The sequence below is a fragment of the Chryseobacterium sp. NG-CE01 genome (assembly GCF_055695505.1).
Genome location: NZ_CM146369.1, coordinates 1,607,282 through 1,626,392, shown reverse-complemented (window position 1 = coordinate 1,626,392; position 19,111 = coordinate 1,607,282). Strand labels below are relative to the sequence as shown.

General features: G+C 35.3%; 19 protein-coding genes and 1 tRNA gene. 13 read left to right on the top strand and 7 right to left on the bottom strand.

Annotation, left to right across the window (positions count from 1 at the left end):
• Positions 1-129 precede the first annotated feature (129 nt).
• From ACYT6F_RS07885 to aspS, 5 genes are all read left to right on the top strand, one after another.
• Complete coding sequence (locus ACYT6F_RS07885; RefSeq protein ID WP_472600668.1) at positions 130-672, top strand: hypothetical protein; 543 nt, start codon at positions 130-132, stop codon at positions 670-672.
• A gap of 3 nt (positions 673-675) precedes the next feature.
• Complete coding sequence (locus tag ACYT6F_RS07880) at positions 676-882, top strand: helix-turn-helix domain-containing protein (RefSeq protein WP_039365153.1); 207 nt, start codon at positions 676-678, stop codon at positions 880-882.
• Between the two features lie 278 nt (positions 883-1,160).
• Positions 1,161-1,415 (top strand): hypothetical protein, encoded by a 255-nt coding sequence (locus ACYT6F_RS07875; RefSeq protein WP_472600667.1) that lies wholly within the window; start codon positions 1,161-1,163, stop codon positions 1,413-1,415.
• 47 nt (positions 1,416-1,462) lie between these two features.
• Positions 1,463-3,028 carry a T9SS type A sorting domain-containing protein gene (locus ACYT6F_RS07870; RefSeq protein ID WP_472600666.1) on the top strand — a complete coding sequence of 522 codons (1,566 nt, stop codon included), beginning with the start codon at positions 1,463-1,465 and terminating at the stop codon, positions 3,026-3,028.
• 516 nt (positions 3,029-3,544) lie between these two features.
• Positions 3,545-5,299, top strand: coding sequence for an aspartate--tRNA ligase (gene aspS, locus ACYT6F_RS07865; protein WP_472600665.1), 1,755 nt, complete (start codon positions 3,545-3,547; stop codon positions 5,297-5,299).
• A 247-nt stretch (positions 5,300-5,546) separates the two neighbouring features.
• Here the strand turns inward: aspS and ACYT6F_RS07860 are convergent, their stop codons facing one another.
• Positions 5,547-6,152: a hypothetical protein gene (locus ACYT6F_RS07860; protein ID WP_472600664.1), complete on the bottom strand. Its 606-nt coding sequence runs from the start codon at positions 6,150-6,152 to the stop codon at positions 5,547-5,549.
• Between the two features lie 355 nt (positions 6,153-6,507).
• On the opposite strand from ACYT6F_RS07860, the gene ku reads away from it, so the two are divergent.
• Genes ku through ACYT6F_RS07840 form a run of 4 tightly spaced genes read left to right on the top strand, consistent with a single transcriptional unit; the run spans position 6,508 to position 10,389 of the window.
• Positions 6,508-7,293 carry a non-homologous end joining protein Ku gene (gene ku / locus ACYT6F_RS07855; protein WP_472600663.1) on the top strand — a complete coding sequence of 262 codons (786 nt, stop codon included), beginning with the start codon at positions 6,508-6,510 and terminating at the stop codon, positions 7,291-7,293.
• Entirely contained in the window at positions 7,293-7,895 is a 603-nt protein-coding gene (locus ACYT6F_RS07850; RefSeq protein WP_472600662.1) for a DNA polymerase ligase N-terminal domain-containing protein, read from the top strand. The genes ku and ACYT6F_RS07850 overlap by 1 nt, the downstream gene beginning before the upstream one ends.
• A gap of 41 nt (positions 7,896-7,936) precedes the next feature.
• Positions 7,937-9,853, top strand: a complete 1,917-nt coding sequence (gene ligD / locus ACYT6F_RS07845) for a DNA ligase D (protein ID WP_472600661.1) — start codon at positions 7,937-7,939, stop codon at positions 9,851-9,853.
• A gap of 26 nt (positions 9,854-9,879) precedes the next feature.
• Positions 9,880-10,389: a hypothetical protein gene (locus tag ACYT6F_RS07840; protein WP_472600660.1), complete on the top strand. Its 510-nt coding sequence runs from the start codon at positions 9,880-9,882 to the stop codon at positions 10,387-10,389.
• On the opposite strand, the gene ACYT6F_RS07835 is transcribed toward ACYT6F_RS07840, so the two are convergent.
• From ACYT6F_RS07835 to ACYT6F_RS07820, 4 genes are all read right to left on the bottom strand, one after another.
• Positions 10,390-11,121, bottom strand: a complete 732-nt coding sequence (locus ACYT6F_RS07835; RefSeq protein ID WP_472600659.1) for an SDR family NAD(P)-dependent oxidoreductase — start codon at positions 11,119-11,121, stop codon at positions 10,390-10,392.
• A gap of 223 nt (positions 11,122-11,344) precedes the next feature.
• Complete coding sequence (yajC, locus tag ACYT6F_RS07830; RefSeq protein WP_472600658.1) at positions 11,345-11,716, bottom strand: preprotein translocase subunit YajC; 372 nt, start codon at positions 11,714-11,716, stop codon at positions 11,345-11,347.
• Between the two features lie 4 nt (positions 11,717-11,720).
• Positions 11,721-12,221 carry a DUF1573 domain-containing protein gene (locus tag ACYT6F_RS07825; RefSeq protein WP_472600657.1) on the bottom strand — a complete coding sequence of 167 codons (501 nt, stop codon included), beginning with the start codon at positions 12,219-12,221 and terminating at the stop codon, positions 11,721-11,723.
• Positions 12,222-12,231: 10 nt separating this feature from the next.
• Positions 12,232-13,137: a transcription antitermination protein NusB gene (locus tag ACYT6F_RS07820; protein WP_472600656.1), complete on the bottom strand. Its 906-nt coding sequence runs from the start codon at positions 13,135-13,137 to the stop codon at positions 12,232-12,234.
• Positions 13,138-13,227: 90 nt separating this feature from the next.
• On the opposite strand from ACYT6F_RS07820, the gene ACYT6F_RS07815 reads away from it, so the two are divergent.
• The 4 genes from ACYT6F_RS07815 to ACYT6F_RS07800 all read left to right on the top strand — a co-directional run bounded on the left by ACYT6F_RS07815 (position 13,228) and on the right by ACYT6F_RS07800 (position 18,195).
• On the top strand, positions 13,228-14,889 hold the full coding sequence (locus ACYT6F_RS07815; RefSeq protein ID WP_472600655.1) for an ABC transporter ATP-binding protein: 1,662 nt from the start codon (positions 13,228-13,230) through the stop codon (positions 14,887-14,889).
• Between the two features lie 99 nt (positions 14,890-14,988).
• On the top strand, positions 14,989-15,324 hold the full coding sequence (locus tag ACYT6F_RS07810; protein WP_029295477.1) for a DUF3276 family protein: 336 nt from the start codon (positions 14,989-14,991) through the stop codon (positions 15,322-15,324).
• 316 nt (positions 15,325-15,640) lie between these two features.
• Positions 15,641-17,023 carry a T9SS type A sorting domain-containing protein gene (locus tag ACYT6F_RS07805; protein ID WP_472600654.1) on the top strand — a complete coding sequence of 461 codons (1,383 nt, stop codon included), beginning with the start codon at positions 15,641-15,643 and terminating at the stop codon, positions 17,021-17,023.
• A gap of 248 nt (positions 17,024-17,271) precedes the next feature.
• Positions 17,272-18,195 (top strand): hypothetical protein, encoded by a 924-nt coding sequence (locus tag ACYT6F_RS07800; RefSeq protein WP_472600653.1) that lies wholly within the window; start codon positions 17,272-17,274, stop codon positions 18,193-18,195.
• A gap of 75 nt (positions 18,196-18,270) precedes the next feature.
• On the opposite strand, the gene ACYT6F_RS07795 is transcribed toward ACYT6F_RS07800, so the two are convergent.
• Positions 18,271-18,346: transfer RNA gene (locus ACYT6F_RS07795), tRNA-His, on the bottom strand.
• Positions 18,347-18,381: 35 nt separating this feature from the next.
• Positions 18,382-19,101 (bottom strand): bacillithiol biosynthesis deacetylase BshB1, encoded by a 720-nt coding sequence (gene bshB1 / locus ACYT6F_RS07790; protein ID WP_472600652.1) that lies wholly within the window; start codon positions 19,099-19,101, stop codon positions 18,382-18,384.
• Positions 19,102-19,111 lie beyond the last annotated feature (10 nt).

Below are 19,111 nucleotides of genomic sequence, written 5' to 3'. Positions count from 1 at the left end.
AGGGAAAGTTTTGTAAAAATATCTGAACATGTTGACGGAAGTATTCTTTTTTCAAGCTTTAAAATAAAAAAATCAATAAAAAATTATCGTAAAACGATAATTAATTATACATTTGCAATAAAAAAGACTATGAAAAATCATTCTTCCACGATTCTGAGCATTCTCACTACTTTTTTATGGCTTTATTTAATCATTTCATATATAACCATATTTGTTCTTGCTATTTTATTGATTACAAAAATAGTTGGAATTGATGTTGGTGTTTTAAGCAAAATAAAAATAGACAGTAAAAGATTACACGTAGAGGATATTCAGTCATTAAAAAAAGAAGTTTCAATAGTGATCATTTTTATGACAATCATAATAGTAATATTACAAACTAGACTTTTTTCAAATGTTTTAAATCTGGCAAATAAAATTCAGATCAAGAGTCCGTTTTCATTAGAAATCTACAAGATTATTTCAAAAATTGCTATTTACACTTTAGCTTTAGGATGCTTTTCTGTTATAAGTGATACAATTACAGAAGCATTACTAAATAAAGTTACTTTTAATCTGAGCATTGATAATCAAAATTTTCAGCTATTTTTGGTATCTGCAATTATATATATTGTTTCCCAGGTTTACAAACAAGCTGTCGATCTTAAAGCTGAAAATGATTTAACAATTTAAGTTATGCCCATAATCATCAACGTAGACGTCATGTTGGCGAAAAGGAAAATGCAGTCTCAGGAACTTGCCGAGAAAATTGGCATTACACAGGCGAATCTTTCCATTCTCAAGACCGGAAAAGCCAAAGCGGTAAAGCTTTCAACACTGGAAGCGATCTGCAAGGCACTGGATTGTCAGCCCGGAGACATCCTTGAATATGTAAAAGATTAATAGTCTTTAAGATTTTAAAATTAAAAAAAGAGAACGATGAAGTTCTGGGGAAGGCTTTGAATGGATTAAAAGCTGACCTTAATAACTTATCAATCACAAGTGCTGAATTAATTTTAAAAAATTCAAACAATTAGCTACATTTCTATTTAGAAAACCTCTAATATTCATAATAGATACCATAAAGTTTACAATAATTAGAGTTTACAATACATTAATTTTTTTTCAATAAAAAAATTAATGTATTTTCGCCAAATAAATTAAAAAAATAAACAAAAACCATGAAAACAAAGTACTTTTTTTATGCATTACTATGCATAATGAGTCTTGGAACAATTAAAGCAGCCGACCTTTATGTACGTGGTCTGGGAGCCGGGAGAGCTGATGCCATTATGGCAGCTAATGACGGCGACCGTATTATTAAACCCAAAACAAGTAACGTTCCTCATTTGGAAAACCTTACCATCAACAAATCCTTACTTCGTTTTCCGCGATCAATTTCAGCAATTACTATTTACAACGTAGTAGTTCTATAGTTCCTGTAATTACTAAAAAAAATATTCAATTTATAACATTAAAAACAATGAAAAAACAATTACTTTTTGCTTTGCTGCTTTTTTCGAGATTTGTATCTGCACAAGACGGACAAGTAGACTTAACTTTTGGCAATAACGGAGTGCGCTATGATGCTCCTGGTACTCCATCTATACAAACTACAAACGATGGTAAAGTTTTTTTAATGATTAATAACCAAATAAAAAAACTAACAAACAACGGTGCATTAGATACTACTTTTGGCAATATGGGAGTTTTTTCGAATCCGAACTCCTATAAGAGCATAAATCTTTATCCTAATGGAAAATTGTTAACACAAGAAGCGCTTAACTTATATCAATCAAGAGTTAAAAGACTGAATTCTGATGGCAGTGTAGACACTACTTTTGGTACTTCAGCAAATAATAGTGTTGACTTTAATAATTCAGGCTGCTCTCCTTGTGTATATGACCCGAAAGTTAAACTTTCTAATAATAATAGCAACGATACTTTTTTTATTTTGGCCAATGATGGTTATTATATGGGAAGTCGTGGTGTGGTAATCTTAAAAAATGAAACTGGTACTACAAATTTTAGTATTTCGCCAGTGTATACTACTGCAGTAACGGGAGGAACAGGAATTCATGTCGCCACAAGTGCAGGGAAAATTTTAAAATCTTCTGATGGAAATTACTTTGTTGGAGGTCGTGCAGTAACAATTAATAATAATGGTGCTAGTAGCATAACGGGTTCAAAGTCATTTGTATCAAAGTATTATTCTCAGGGTTATCAGGATAATAGTTTTACATTTACCGCTTCTCAAGGTTCGAGTAGTGGCAGCAATGGTGGTGTAGATTATTATCTAGATGCACAGGATAATGTTTACACATTAGCAGTAGATAATAAATATAATAGTGGAGAATCACTTTACTACTACCGAATCTATAAAACAGATAAGTTTGGCAATCTAGACTACAATTTTGGCAGTAGTAATTTTTCAGGATATATGAATGTTTCTGCAGCCTTTTCATCTATAACCACATATAAAACTAATTTTCAGAGAATATTTGTACAGCCAGACGGTAAAATCTTATTGATAGGAAACACCACCTATATAAATTCTAGTACTACCCAGAATAAAGAAATAATGTTAGCCCGTTTCAATACCAATGGCACATTAGACAACACATTCGGGACAAATGGCTATGTAATATATGATATTGATCCTATGGCTAATGAAAATTTTACAGATGTAGGAACAAATTCTAATATGACAGAAATCTATGTAAGTGCTTCTATAGATGCAACAACTAATTCACCTAGTAAAACTGCTATAGTAAAGTTTAAAAGCAATTCTGTCTTATCTGCTGAAGAAGTTATTACTCAACAAGATTTATTATACTATCCTAATCCAGTAAAGGATATTTTGAATCTTTCTTACAATAAAAAAATTACTTCTGTAGCCATTTATAATGTAGTAGGGCAGGAATTATTTACTAAAGAAATTAATGCAAAAGATGCCAAAATTGATACGTCAAATTTAGCAAGAGGAACCTACTTAGTAAAAGCAATTTGTGGTAATGAAGTGAAAACAACAAAAATTATTAAAAATTAATAATCAAAAAAAGCATCACGCTTTTTGAACTAGAAATTTTATTTTCAAAAAATAAATGTTGATCATAAAAATCGAAGATTATTCTAATGTTCTCATTTTTGCACTCTTACAAAAATGAGAACAAACCACCTTAAAAAACCCTATTGTTCGAGAAGCGCTGACATTTATAGCACTCGATTTTTAGGGTTTTTTTGCGTTTTATTTTGAAGTTTATTCAAGAGAATAGGAATCACTCCTGATATACCACCGTGGAAGGCATTAAAAATAATAAAGATGAGGTTCTGGACAAAGCTGTAGAATGGATTAAAAACCAAGATGCAGTCATTTATCATTTCCATAATGAATTGAAATTTTTAAATTTTCCCTAAAAACAACACATAACCATTAAAACTCAGATCAAAAACTTCCGAAAGGGAGTTTTTTTCTTTTAAAAACCTCTAAAAATCTTATCTTTGCCAACGGAAAATTTAAAGTTCGAATCTGAACTTTAAACCTTGAACTTTAAACAAATAATTTATGTTTCGATCGCACAACAACGGAGAATTATCTCTCAAAAATCTAAATGAAGAAGTTACACTTTCAGGATGGGTACAAACCATTCGTGATAAAGGATTTATGATTTGGATAGATCTCCGGGATCGTTACGGAATTACCCAATTAGTCTTTGATCAGGAACGTTCTACAGCAGAACTGATGGAAAACGCAAAAAAACTGGGACGTGAATTTGTGATCCAGGTTACAGGGAAAGTGATCGAAAGAGTAAGCAAAAACCCCAACATCCCAACAGGAGAAATTGAAATTCTTGTTGAAAAATTAACGGTCCTTAATGAATCTCAGCTTCCACCTTTCACCATTGAAGATGAAACAGACGGCGGTGAAGAATTAAGAATGAAATACCGTTACCTGGATATCAGAAGAAATCCGGTAAAAGACAAACTGATCTTCCGTCACAAAATGGCACAGAAAGTAAGAAATTATCTTTCAGACAACGGATTTATAGAGGTTGAAACACCTGTTTTAATTAAGTCTACTCCGGAAGGAGCAAGAGATTTCGTGGTGCCGAGCAGAATGAATCCGGGACAGTTTTACGCTTTGCCGCAGTCTCCACAAACTTTCAAGCAGCTGTTGATGGTTGGTGGAATGGATAAATATTTCCAGATTGTAAAATGTTTCCGTGATGAGGACTTAAGAGCCGACAGACAGCCGGAATTTACACAAATCGATTGTGAAATGGCTTTTGTAGAGCAGGAAGATGTGATGAATGTTTTTGAAGGAATGACCAAAACTTTACTTAAAGACATTACCGGTCAGGAATTCGGAGATTTCCCAAGAATGACATTTGCGGAGGCCATGAAAAAATACGGAAACGACAAACCGGATATCCGTTTCGGAATGGAGTTCGTGGAACTGAATAATTTGGTAAAAGGAAGAGATTTCAAAATATTTGATGAAGCAGAACTGGTTGTCGGAATCAATGTTGAAGGTTGTGCAGATTATACAAGAAAACAGATCGACGAGCTTGTAGACTGGGTAAAAAGACCACAGATCGGAGCTTCGGGAATGGTTTGGGTAAAATTCCAGAATGACGGCGTGAAAACTTCTTCTGTGAATAAATTCTATAACGAAGAAGATTTAGCAAAAATCATTGAACAATTCGGAGCCAAAGAAGGAGATCTTATGTTGATTCTTTCCGGAAACGAAAATAAAGTAAGAACGCAGCTTTCTGCTTTGAGAATGGAGCTTGGGAACCGTTTAGGATTAAGAAAAGGAAACGAATTTGCACCACTTTGGGTGGTTGATTTCCCATTGCTTGAATTTGATGAAGAAAGCGGCCGTTACCATGCCATGCACCATCCATTCACCTCTCCGAAACCCGAAGATATTCATCTACTGGAAACCGACCCTGGGAAAGCAAGAGCCAATGCTTATGACATGGTGTTGAATGGAAACGAAATCGGCGGCGGTTCAATCAGGATTTTTGATAAGGATTTACAGTCAAAAATGTTTGATCTTTTAGGCTTTACTAAGGAAGAAGCTGAAGCTCAGTTCGGATTCCTGATGAATGCCTTCAAATATGGCGCTCCGCCTCATGGTGGACTGGCTTTCGGGTTTGACCGCCTGGTGGCAATCCTTGACGGAAATGAAGTGATCAGAGATTATATCGCATTCCCTAAAAATAATTCGGGACGAGATGTAATGATTGACGCACCGGCTTCTATTGCTGATGAGCAGCTCGACGAACTGGAACTGAAATTGAATTTAAAATCATAAACTACAAGCGGAGATAATTTCTTCGCTTTTTTGTTTTAACACAAATTTGATTTAAATTAATGGAAAGAAATAAAAGAGAGTAGCGTTTACCAATATTGATGCGGCGACATTGAAAGAAATTTTCCACATCCATACATCTGCAAAAGTCTATTTCGATAAATATATTCCTACCAATTATTATCTGGATCTCGAGTTTTTGATTGATCTGTCTAAAACATAAAGAAAGCGGAGAATGTTCTCCGCTTTTCTATTTCTTGGCTTCAGATTCCCTGAAAAAGAAATCATCCATCTGCATAATTAATTTATTTACCGCATTCATTAAGATATGATCATATTTCGAAATTGCATGAGCATCGGCATTGTTAAAAAAGTCGGGATAAAGCTTTCTTACTTCTTTCTGCACGGCCTCATCTATCGTTTCTGCAAAGATGGTTCTTCTGAAATTAATGGATGCAAGCTCGGGATGTGGCAAAATATCAGATTTTTCTTTCTCATCTTCGGTGTACGGTTCTTCAATACTTTGTGACCATTTAATATGATTCAAAATTTTATCTGCGGGGATATTTCTCACATATTTCTCCACAAAGGAATGAACAGGAAAACCGTCATCGTGCAATACTTTTAGAACTTTTCCGTCTTTTGCCCCGTAATACCTTATGCTTTCACTTACTTTTACCAGGTAAGCAAAAGCCTGAGGCTCATTAACACTCATATATTTTTTGAGGTCCCACATATAAATAATCAAAGGCTTTGTCACTTCATTGCCGTCCGTCCCTTGCAGATAAACATAAAAGCGGATAAGATCAATGCCAAGATCCTGGAGATCACTTACCTCCTCTATTCTGGTAATCATCGGTCTCTATTTTATATGTTGAATGTTCAAAGAATCTGCTAAGAAAGGTTCTGAGTAAGCCAGTGTATTAATTTCAGCTTTAGTATAAGCGAAATCTCTTCGGGAATCCGGGTACCGACCTTTCACCGGGGAAAGGCAGCTTGTTTTTTCTGCATTCATTTGTATTTTTTTTATTAAAACAAATATATAGAAAATATTTACATATTGATTTTTATTTCACTTTAATAAATAAATTTTTTAATCAAATATTTCACCTTAATAACGTCATTTTAAAACGTTTAATAATATACCACATTCATGCAGCCTCATTCCGGACGGCACAATCATTGTACACTTTATCCAAAATTAGATTACAATGAAAGCAATCTGGAACGGCGCCATCGGCTTTGGCTTAGTAAATATCCCCGTAAAAATTTATTCAGCAACAGAGACCACCAAACTGGATCTGGATATGCTTGATAAATCCGATTTTTCAAATATCCGCTTTAAAAGGGTGAATGAAAGTACGGGAAAGGAAGTAAAATGGGAAAACATTGTAAAAGGTTATCTCATGGATGATAAATACATTATTCTCGATGAAGAAGATTACGAGGCGGCCAACCCCGAAAAATCAAAAATACTATCGATTGACCAGTTCGTAAAAGAATCTGAAGTAGATTCTGTTTATTTCGAAAATCCTTATTATCTGGAACCGCAGAAAAACGGCGAAAATGCCTACAGGCTTCTTTTAAAGGCACTCGCCAAAACAGAGATGGTAGGAGTAGGAACTTTTGTTCTTCGTGAAAGTGAAGCCATCGGGATGATCCGTCCCTACAAAGATGACGTCCTGGTCCTTAACCGGCTGAGGTTTGCACAGGAAATCAGAGATTACAGCGACCTGAAAGTCCCGGCAAAAAAACCACCGAAACCAGCGGAACTAAAAATGGCAATCAGTCTTATAGAACAGCTTTCACAGGAATTTGATCCGGAAATGTATAAAGATACCTACTCTGAATCATTAATGAAAATTATTAAGCAGAAAGCCAAAGGTAAAAACATAAAAGCGAAAAAAGCTGAACCTGCAAAAGAAGGAAAAGTAATTGACCTTATGGCTCAGCTGAAAGCAAGTTTACAAAGTCCCAAATCTAAAAACGCATCATAATGGCCTTAAAAGATTACAACGAGAAAAGAAAATTTGATGAAACTACTGAGCCGGAAGGAAAAACAAAGAAAAGCAAAGACAAGCTGATTTTTGTGATTCAGCGCCATGCGGCATCAAGACTTCATTATGACTTCAGGCTTGAGATGGATGGTGTTTTGAAGAGCTGGGCAGTTCCAAAAGGTCCTTCTTTAGATCCTAAAGACAAACGCCTTGCAATGATGGTTGAGGATCATCCTTATGATTATAAAGATTTTGAAGGGAATATCCCTGAAGGAAATTATGGTGCGGGGCAGGTTGAAGTCTGGGACAGCGGAACGTATGAACCTTTGGACAATAATTCAAAGCTTTCTGATGAAAAAGAATTGCTGAAAGAATTACATGCAGGCTCTTTAAAATTCATCCTTCACGGAAAAAAACTGAAAGGTGAATTTGCCCTGGTAAAAATGAAAAATACCGAAGAGAATTCATGGCTGCTGATCAAACATAAAGATGATTTTGCAGAAAGCGACTATGATGCGGAAGAAAATACCGCGAAAAATTCACTGGTTACAAAATTTTTAGAGGAAAAAAAAAGCCCGGACGGCGGCAAAAAAAAGCCGTAGAGGCTGAAACAAAACCGCGGTTTCAAAGATTCAATTCTTTAGTGGATGAAAAAAAGCTTGAAAGCTTTATCAAACCTATGCTTGCCAAACCGCATCCCGAAGCATTTGACGATGAAGACTGGATTTTTGAAATAAAATGGGATGGCTACCGTGCTATTGCCGATCTCAGCGAAGAACCCCTATTCTATTCACGGAATGGAATTTCCTTTTTATCGAAATTTAAAAAGGTTACCAAAGATTTCAGTCTTCAGAAACATAAAATGATCCTTGACGGTGAAATTGTAGCATACGACGAAAACGGAAAGCCGAACTTCCAGCTGCTTCAGCAAATCGGTGATAATCCGGATATGGCTCTGGTCTATCACGTTTTTGATATCCTCTGGCTGAACGGGCATTCCACGGAAGAACTCCCTTTAATTCAACGAAAAGAGCTCCTGAAAGAAGCATTAGTCGAGACCGATGTTATCAAGTATTGCGATCATATTCAGGAAAAAGGCATTTCTTTTTTCGACCAGATGAAAAAAATGAAGCTGGAAGGAATGATTGCCAAAAAAGCAGACAGCGAATACACGGAGAACCACAGAACTTCCGACTGGCTCAAAATAAAATTTACCAATACAGAGGAAGCTATTATCTGTGGCTTTACTGAACCGCGCGGATCACGGGAAGGTTTCGGGGCACTGATCCTGGGAAAATATATAGACGGAAAACTGATTTATTCCGGACACACGGGAACCGGTTTCAACCGCGAATCTATCCTTGAACTTCATGAAAGGCTAAAGAAAATGGTGGTAAAAACCTCGCCGTTTGAAACCAGACCTAAAACCAATATGCCTGTAACCTGGACTGAGCCAGAACTGGTATGTGAAATCAAATATTCTGAAATTACAGAAGACGGTATTTTCAGGCACCCTGTATTCGTTGCACTGCGTGAGGATAAAGAACCTGAAGAAGTAAAAAATACAGCCGGTGAAGAAGATGAAGTAAACCAAAATATAAAAGTTATGAAAACTACACCCCATAAAAAAACACGTTCCTCCGAAAAAGAAAAAGAAATCACACTGAATAAGCATAAGGTAAAACTTACCAATCAGGATAAAATTTATTTTCCTAAAGACAATGTGACTAAAGGAGATGTTATTGAGTATTATCAGTCTGTTTCAGATTACATTCTGCCGCACTTAAAAAACCGGCCTCTTTCCCTGAACCGTTTTCCGAACGGTATCGAAGAGCAGAATTTTTACCAGAAAGACGCGAGCGACAATATTCCGGACTGGATTAAAACCACGCAGGTATATTCAGAGTCCAATGATAAATACATTGATTATATTTACTGCAACGACAAAGCGACTCTTGCTTATCTGAATAATTTGGGGTGTATTGATATGAACCCCTGGAATTCCTCCTTACCCGATCTTGATCATCCGGACTTTCTTGTTTTAGATCTTGATCCTTCCAAAAAGAATACATTTGATGATGTTATTGAAACAGCCTTACAGGTGAACGAGGTTTTAAATGCCATTAAAATTAAAGGGTATTGCAAAACTTCAGGAAGTACAGGAATTCACGTATATATTCCGATGGGCGGAAAGTATGATTTTGACCAGGTGAAAGATTTTGCACACATTCTGATGAAGCAGGTTCATGAAAAGCTTCCGGAAATCACTACATTAGAAAGAAGCCTTCAGAAAAGAGATGAAAATAAAATTTACCTTGACTACCTCCAAAACAGAACCGGACAAACCCTGGCCAGTGCCTACAGCATAAGGCCGAAAGAAGGCGCATCTGTTTCCATGCCGCTGGAATGGAATGAGGTAAAAACAGGTATGAAACCAACCGACTTCAATATTCATAATGCGTTGGAAAGAATGAAAGAAAAAGGAGATTTGTTTAAGCCCGTATTAGGAAAAGGAATTGATATGATGAAGGCGCTGGAGTTGTTGCAGGATGTTGAGTAATTCGCTATTTTTGATAAAATTATACCGTGAAAAATTACTTTTCAGTTTTACTATTGATTCTAATTTTAAGTTGTTCTAAGACTTCAAATATTAAGTATTCTTTTGATAATATTTTAAGTTATAAGGATACTTTATTAATAAAATCCAGATTCGCTGACTGTGGAGAATGGGGAGGTCATAATGAAATAATTAAAATTTATTCTGAAAACAAACTAACTAAATTGGTTTACACTAAATACAAAGTCGATTGTGGAGTTAGGGATGATAAAGGATCAATTGTACAAAATGAAGAGGTAAGAAAAAAGATGGTTTTATCAACTTCTCAAAAAGTGGGTTTGATGAATTATATTAATAATTTAATGCATTACAATTTCATAGAAAATGAATTAGGTAATAGTGGAAATTCTTTTTCTGTTGAAGACAGTTCAAATCAATTAAAAATTTCTCATTACGGAAGCAACAGCATTTTAATGGAAAACTATAATGATTTAATGAAGAGATTAGGTTTTCCAAGTGTGGTTGTTAAAAGTGAATAATTATGGCAACTTCGCCACCAGACTTTCCGGCAACATTTTCAAAATCAGGTAAATGATTTTCCATTTAAAATTCGGAACAATGGTAAATGAGTTTCCTGCACTGACGATGAATTTTGCAACGTAATCAGGCTCCATGACGAGGTTTTTATTTAATTCTAAACCCTGATTAATTTTTGTATTAATATATCCAATTACCAAAGCATTCACCGTAATACTTCTCTGTTTTAACTCCTGCCTTAAGCCGGCGAGATACGTCGTAAAAGCTGCCTTGGTACTGCCATATACAAAATTGCTTTTTCGCCCACGAACACCCGAAAGAGAAGATAATCCGATAATTCTTTCTAAGTTTCTATTGCTTTTATCCATTGCAATAATGCTTAATATGGAAACGGCTCCCATATAGTTCACCTGCATCATCTGCTGTGCACTTTTAAAATCGTGCAACGCTTTTTCATTATCCACTAAAAAGCCGGCAGCATAAACAACAATATGAGGTTTCACAGGAAGTTCATCGTAGAACTTGTGATGAGAATCAAAATCCACCGCATCGAAAGATAAAACCGAGACTTTTGTATGTACCTTATTTACCGAGACAAATTCTTCCAGGGAGTGTGTATTTCGGGAAGCTGCCATCACAGAAAATCCTTTTTGAATGTATTGCAGAATACATTGTTTCGCAACGTCCGAATTGGCACCTAAAATGAGAACAGTTCTGTTTGTGTTTTGATTCATAATGCAAAGATAATTTTATTATTATTTATTACTCAAAAAAGAAAAGCGGGAAGAACGATGAGATGGGTCCCTCACTCCCGTGATGAATCGGATCTCACGGGCGATGAGAATGCCATGTCACACCCGATGAGAGAGGTCTGCCCCGTACGATGAGTGGTAAAAAAGTTTCGGCGGGGTGAGCAAAGCTCACCCCGCCGAAACGAGTATCTTAAAACCGAGAAAATTATTTCTTGTCGGCTTCGATTTCTTTTTTGTCTTCTGTTTTTTCAGCAGGTTTAGCCTTATCTCCAAAACGTGCTTCCGTAAACTCTCTGGAAACAGCAGCTTTTTCAAACTTTAACTTTCCCGATAATGTTTCGATTACAAAACCATCATCCTGAACCTGGGCAATTCTTCCGTGAAGACCAGATGTAAGGACTACTCTTGTTCCTACTTTAAGCGTTTCCTGGAAATTTTTCTCCTGTTTCTGCTTTCTCATCTGCGGTCTTATCATTAAGAAATAAAACCCTACAAACATTACCCCCATCATGATCAGCATCATGGAAGAATTACCTCCCTGAGCAGGCGCCTGTAAAAAAATTGATAGTAAATTCATGATATTATGGTTGAATATTCGCGGTGAATGTTAATTTGATAGGAGCCTTTTCTACGTTAGCAAAAACATCTGCGTACTTGTTTACGTTTCCGTCAAAGTTCGTAGAATCAAAATGTAAGGTGATTTTTCCTTTTTTACCCGGCATGATCGGTTCTTTGGTAAAATCAGGAGCCGTACATCCGCATCCCGGTTTTACTTCTGAAATCACCAGAGGATTGCTTCCTGTATTTGTAATTTCATATACGTGTTGCACTTTATCCCCTTTTTTAATTTTTCCGAAATCGAAATTGCTTTCAGAAAGAGCAATGGTCGTTAGTGGCTGATTAGACACGGGAGCCGGAGCTTCTGCCTGAGAAGTTGCTGCAATATTATCTGCAGAGTGCACAGGAGCATTTCTTTTATCATCCGGGCGTTCTAAAATAATTTCTTCTTTGTTTTCTTTTTTACAAGAAACAAACCCAAAGCCTATTACTGATAAAGCGATAATTGATAACGTCTTTTTCATATTGAAATATTTATATTCTATTTAAATCTTTACAGTATTTATCTAAAATTCCGTTAATGAAAATATTGGATCGGTCTGTAGCAAATACTTTAGCAATCTCAATATATTCGTTAATAATCACTCTTGAAGGCGTAAAAGGAAAATTATCAAGTTCCGTAAGAGCTGCCGATAAAATGACTTTATCCATTAGAGAGACTCTTTCAAGATCCCAGTTTTCAAGTCTTTCTGCCAGTTTCTTTTCATTATTTTCCCAGCTGTCCAGCGTATTTCTCAAAAGCTTGATGGCAAAAGTTTTATCTTCGTCATCTTTAATCATTTTGATTAAGGTCCTGCTTTCTTCATCCTCCTTCAGGAAACCGATTGTTTTCTGAACCATGGAATTGGCAATGTGAATATCATCATACCATGAAAGCTCCTTATCACCAAGATAATCATGAAAATCATCATTTTCAGCAATATACCGTAAAAACAACTTACCGATAAATTTCTGATCTTCTTCAAAAGAATAGCCTTCTTCTTTCATGAAATCCTGATATCTTTTTCCAGCTGTAATTCTCTGGAAAGTTTTTACCAGAAGGTCGTCATGCAGATCCCATTTAAGATGCTGATGCTGACCGGTGAAGAATAATCTTTCCGGATTTTCTTCCAACTGAATCAAAACCTTATTGTTGATGAATTTTTGGTTAGGATTAATGTCAGCATCACTTTTAATAAACTTGTTTTTACCGATTTCTATCTGGTTTTCTGCCAATTCTTTCAGGGCCACCAGAAAATTAAGTTCGTAGATATAGAGATGATAGATTTTCTCTATTCCGGTAAACATGTTTTTCTCTAAAACATCAAACTTTATGGGATTCTGGTAATACGAATACACAGTCTGTACTACTTTTTCACGGATTTGTCGTCTTCCTAACATTCAAAGAGCTTTTTATGGGTGCAAAGATACGAAATTTAAAATTTATGAAATTCGTAGTATGATGACATTTTCGTAAATTTGTAAAAGTTTATGAAAGCTTTAAAAACTCTGAACCCCTACTTCTGGAAACACAAAATATTATTATTTTGGGGGGTATTATTTATCATCGCCAGTAATTTCTTCAATATATATAAAGTTCAGTACGTAGGAAAATCGGTAGATGAGCTTACAAGAAACGGAAATCTAGGGTTTAACAGACAGGTCTTAATTTACGTTGCGATCATCGTAGGCTGCTCTCTCCTTACCGGATTTTTTACATTTATGATGCGGCAGACCATTATCGTTGCCTCCAGGAGAATTGAATATGAGCTTAAAAATAAAATCTACAGGCATTATCAGGATTTATCTTTAACGGATTATAAACAGACCACGATAGGAGATCTTATGAACAGGCTGAGTGAGGATGTCGTTGCAGTAAGAATGTATCTGGGACCCGGTGTTATGTACGTTGCCAATCTTGTGGTGCTGGTAGTTATTACGGCAATTTACATGGTAAAGACCGATGTTTCCATGACGTTGTGGACCCTACTTCCATTACCGCTGTTGTCTTATGCTATTTATAAGGTAAGTTCAATTATCAACAGGAAGTCAAAGATCATGCAGAAAAGCCAGTCTGCTATTTCCACATTTGTGCAGGACAGCTTTTCAGGGATCAGGGTCGTGAAATTTTTTGCCCGCGAAAAATATATTGAAAAAAATTATGGCGTAAAAGTTACCGACTATCAGGACAAAGCTCTTGATCTGGCAAAGACAGAAGCTTATTTTTTTACTATCATCCTTTTTGTCATTGGCCTCCTGAATGTGGCTATCATATGGGTCGGCGGTCAGAAATATATTGCAGGGGAACTGAGTATCGGTAAAATTGCAGATTTCTTTATGTATATCAATACCCTTATATTCCCGTTCTCAATGGTAGGCTGGGTAACTTCGGTAAACCAGAGAGCTGAAGCATCGATGCAGAGGATCAATGAATTTATGGATAAGAAATCCGAAATCGTCAGCCGGAATTTTGAAAATGAACCCATTAAAGGAGATATTGAGTTCAGAAATGTTTCTTATGTTTATCCGAATACAGGAATTAAAGCACTTGAAAATCTCAGCTTCAAAGTGAAAGCTGGGGAATCTATTGCGATTATGGGTAAAACGGGAAGCGGAAAATCTACTATTGCGTTATTACTCTGCAGACTTATTGATCCAACGGAAGGGGAAATTCTGATTGACGGAAAAAATTTAAAAGAACATAATCTGGAGAATTACAGGAAAGCTATTGGATATATTCCTCAGGAAAGCTACCTGTTTTCTGATTCTATTGAAAATAATATCGGCTTTGCCATCGATCATCCTACACATGAAAAAGTAGTAGAATATGCAAAAATTGCTGATGTCGATAAAAATATTGTTGAGTTTAAAGATCAGTACAAAACCATGGTAGGCGAACGCGGTGTTATGCTTTCGGGTGGCCAGAAACAAAGAATCTGTATTGCAAGAGCACTGATTAAAGATCCCAACATCATTATTTTTGATGATTCTCTCTCTGCACTGGATACAGAAACCGAGCAGAATATCCTTGAAAATATCGATAGAAAAATCCATAATGCAACTTCTATAATTATCACACACAGAGAGTCTAGCGCCCAACGGGCAGATAAAATCCTTAACCTGACAGAAATTAGCAATTCCGTAACTGCTTAGCACATTCTTTCACAAATGTTAAATAAATCATAAAAAAAATTTTGTGATTAAAAGAAAACTTTTATATTTGTTCTTAACAAGATTAAAAAATATCTAACAATGAGTGAATACAAGGAACGCCATGAAAATGAAATTTTCACTAAGGTGTTAAAAGCAGGAAGAAGAACTTATTTCTTTGATGTGCGCGAGACGAAAGCAGGAGATTATTATCTTACGATTACCGAAAGTAAAAAAAACTTCGGAGAGAATGGAGAAGCTACATTCGAGAAACACAAAATTTATCTTTATAAAGAGGATTTTAAAAGTTTTCAGGAGATGTTTAATGAATCCACAGATTTCATCATTAACGAAAAGGGTGAGGATGTAATATCAGAAAAGCATGACAAAGACTTTAAAAGCAGAACCTATACTATTGATTCTGACGACGAAGTTTAAAATAATTACAACATTAAAAAACACAAGCATCTGGAAAAAGATGCTTTTTTTATTTCTGCCCGATCATTCTATTATTCTATTACACTATATTACTGATCCTGTTTATATGTATTGCATAAATTCTATTTAGAGTTTTTATTATTTATTTTATAAAATCATACGGTATTTTTTATTATTTTTACTGATAAAGTGAAATTTAATTAGATATTTAATAATTTTAAAATTAATTAATTTCACTTTTGACATTATTAAGGCAAAAATATTACAATATAAAAATATATTTTATAAAATAATTTTAACCCTAAATAGAAAAAGAATGAAAAAAAATTTACTCCTTTTTATCCTGGCATCTGCATTCTGCTTTGCCCAAAATTCTCTAATGGTATCTCCTCAAACCGGAAACATGGTTACTTCAGGAGTCATCAACAGTTTTAGCCTTATAAGCGATGGAAACAGTGTTGCTTTGGTGGCTACTAATAACGCTTCAGGTAAAGTTTTCATTGTCGATATCAACGACAGCAACCCTGCCGATAAAGCTGCCAATACTATTGCTACAACATCCACGAATTTAAGAACCAGGATCGCAGCTGCAATAGGGCAAAATGTTAATTCAGTTTCTATAAGAAACATTGAGGTTAATCCTATTACAAATTCAGTTTATGCAATTGTCTGGGTAAGTGCCACCTCTTATATCGTAAAACTTACCAACGCAGGAAACACGATTACTGTATTAAACTTCAACACCATGCCATACTGTGCTCTAAATTTTGCAAGTACTACTAGCGTTTTTCAGGATATAGCATGGGGAGGAAACAGGCTTTTTGTATCAAGCAGAAACAATTTATTAAACGGAGAACTTGGATACATATCCGCTCCGTTTACCCACAATACAACGATTACAAAAAGAGCTACCACCATGTTTAAATCCAACCTTGCTGTAAATTATATGACAAACGCTCCTTTAGAAAAATTAAATTATATCAAAATAGACAACACAGAATACATTTGCGGGCTAACCACCTGCGCACCAGGTTTTTCTGAGACAGTATCTTCTTTAATAAATAATACCGGTTTATTTACCGTAAGGGAAGCTTTCGATGTAAGATTTGATCAGCCTGTAAAAACCATTGCTATCAATAATGGCAACGATGCTTATTTACTTGACCTACACCAAGATTTTCCCGAAAACAATATTTACAGAATCGGAAAGAAATATTTAAATGGAACGCCGTTTACAAATAATACTTTTAACAGCAATTCTGTTAAGCTTAGAAATTCTTCAGGTGATCCCAACCCCAGCCTTACAGAGGATGAAATAAAAAAATTCCCCGGAAATTTCACATCTATGGCCTTATATTCTACCTGTGAGATGCTTACATTATCTGCGGATCAGCAAACACTCGGCAAATTAAGCGTTTGTGACGCCGTCTTAAGCACCAATGACCAAAATATAAAAAGCAATACTTTTGAACTGTCTCCAAATCCAACATCAGATGTGTTGAACATTTCCTATAATGAAAATCTATATAAAAACGCCGAGGCAGAAGTTTACAGTTATGACGGAAAGTTAATCTTTAAGCAAACAATTGATCCGAAAAGCAAGAAAATTTCGGTTCTGAATTTACAAGCAGGAAATTACATACTGAAGATCAGCAATAAAGGTAATTATTTAATGTCTAAATCATTCATCAAAAAATAATATCAATGATATAAACGACATAATGTGCGGACTTTTATCCGCACATTATTATTTTTAATTTAATACTTATGATGAAGAAAATAAAATATGTAAGCCATGAGCATTTTTGTATTATTGGCTTTATTTTATGGTGCACATTATGTTTCCCTCAGGAAATTCGTATCAACTGTGAAAACTTAAACAAGCCAATATTTAAAGCTTTTCCGATAGAAAACAATAAGGATTTTCCAGATTTATTAAAAATCTTTATGATACAGAATGGTGAAGAATCCCAAACACCTCTTTTAGGGTTTTATTCTAAAAAAGAAGACACTGTATATTTTGAGCCTCAATTCGAACTTGGTGACGGACTGGAGTTTACGGCAAACTTCTATTATAAAAATGATACTTTAAAAAAAACACATAAAACAAAACCCATTGACACCAGAATTACCAATATAGTAAACGTAAGTACAATTTACCCGCGGGCAACTAAAATTCCTAAGAGTATTCTCACTTTCTATATCGAATTTTCTGAACCAATGATCGAAAATGAGTCTGCTTACAGATATGTTAATCTACTTGATGAAAATAAAAAAAACATTCCTCATGTATGGTATAATAAGAGCAGATGGATCAGTGATAAAGTTATGATGCTAATGATTCATCCCGGAAGAGTAAAAAAAGATATTTCCTATTATGATGAGCTGGGAGAGATATTTACGGTAGGCAAGAAATATTACCTGGAAATTACCGACATGATAAAACCGTTACACGGGAATTTTAAATTAAAGAGTTTTACAAAAGAATTTGAGATTATAAATCCTGTTAACACTTGTCCAAAAGTCATAGAGGATAAATTAAACATTCCTAAAAAGAATACTTCGGATAAACTGAAAATAGTTTTCGACAGACCTATGGAGCTATTTTCTGCTCAGATCGGAATTTCCATTAAAAACGTTAACACTGATACAGCCGTTGGAGGAAAAATTATCCCCGGATCTGATGACACTGAGTGGTATTTTATACCTGATAAACCATGGACAGAGAAAAAATACACATTGATATTTAATAAATATCTTTCCGATCCTTCAGGAAACAGTCTTATCAAACCATTTGAAACCACTTCAATAAAAAAATCTTACAAAAAGCATATTGCCAAGAAGATAAATTTAAGCCTGAATGAAAAATAGTATTACCTGATAATTTAAACTGAGAATATGCAATAAAATAGCATCCTGCTTACAGTAAGCAGGATGCTGTATTTTGGGTGAATGATGGGTCTCGAACCCACGACCTTCGGAACCACAATCCGACGCTCTAACCAACTGAGCTACAATCACCGTTTTGTGAGTGCAAATATAGGAAAGATTTTTTAATTACCAAACAATTCCGTCAAAATTTTTCATCGCAATCAGCTTCTCAGACGTAAATCCCTCAGCATAAGTCACTCCCGATAATCTTCCTAAATCTTGAGCCCTGTATGTTAAGCTCTCATAAAAATCTCTGGAAGTAATTGGTGTTTCCGGTTCTTTAGATTCAGGGTCATAAAACTGGGTCTTAAATGCCATACATGCCTCAATTTTCTTGTCAAGATGCTCAGAAATATCAATTACAAATTCCGGCTCTATATTTTTCCATTGTATATAATGGAAAATATGCTTTGGCCGCCACACTTCCTGATTTTCTCCTTCCAGCACTGTTTCAATTTTCCTTAATCCTGCCAAAAAGCATGCATCAGACACTAATTTAGCTCCTTTTGCATGATCCGGATGCCTATCATCAATAGCATTGGCTAAAACGATTTCGGGCCGGTATTTACGGATCATTTTTACAATCTTCATCTGGTATTCTTCTGAATTTTGCAGAAAACCATCCTTCATTCCCAGATTTTCTCTTGCAGCAACACCTAAAATTTTTGCAGAATTCATGGCTTCCGCTTTTCTGGTTTCTTCCGTACCTCTTGTTCCGAGTTCTCCCCTGGTGAGATCAACAATAGCACAAATCTTACCTTCAGAAACCATTTTAACGATTGTTCCGCCGCAACCCAATTCTACATCGTCAGGATGCGCACCAAAAGCTAATACATCTGTTTTCATATATTCAAAG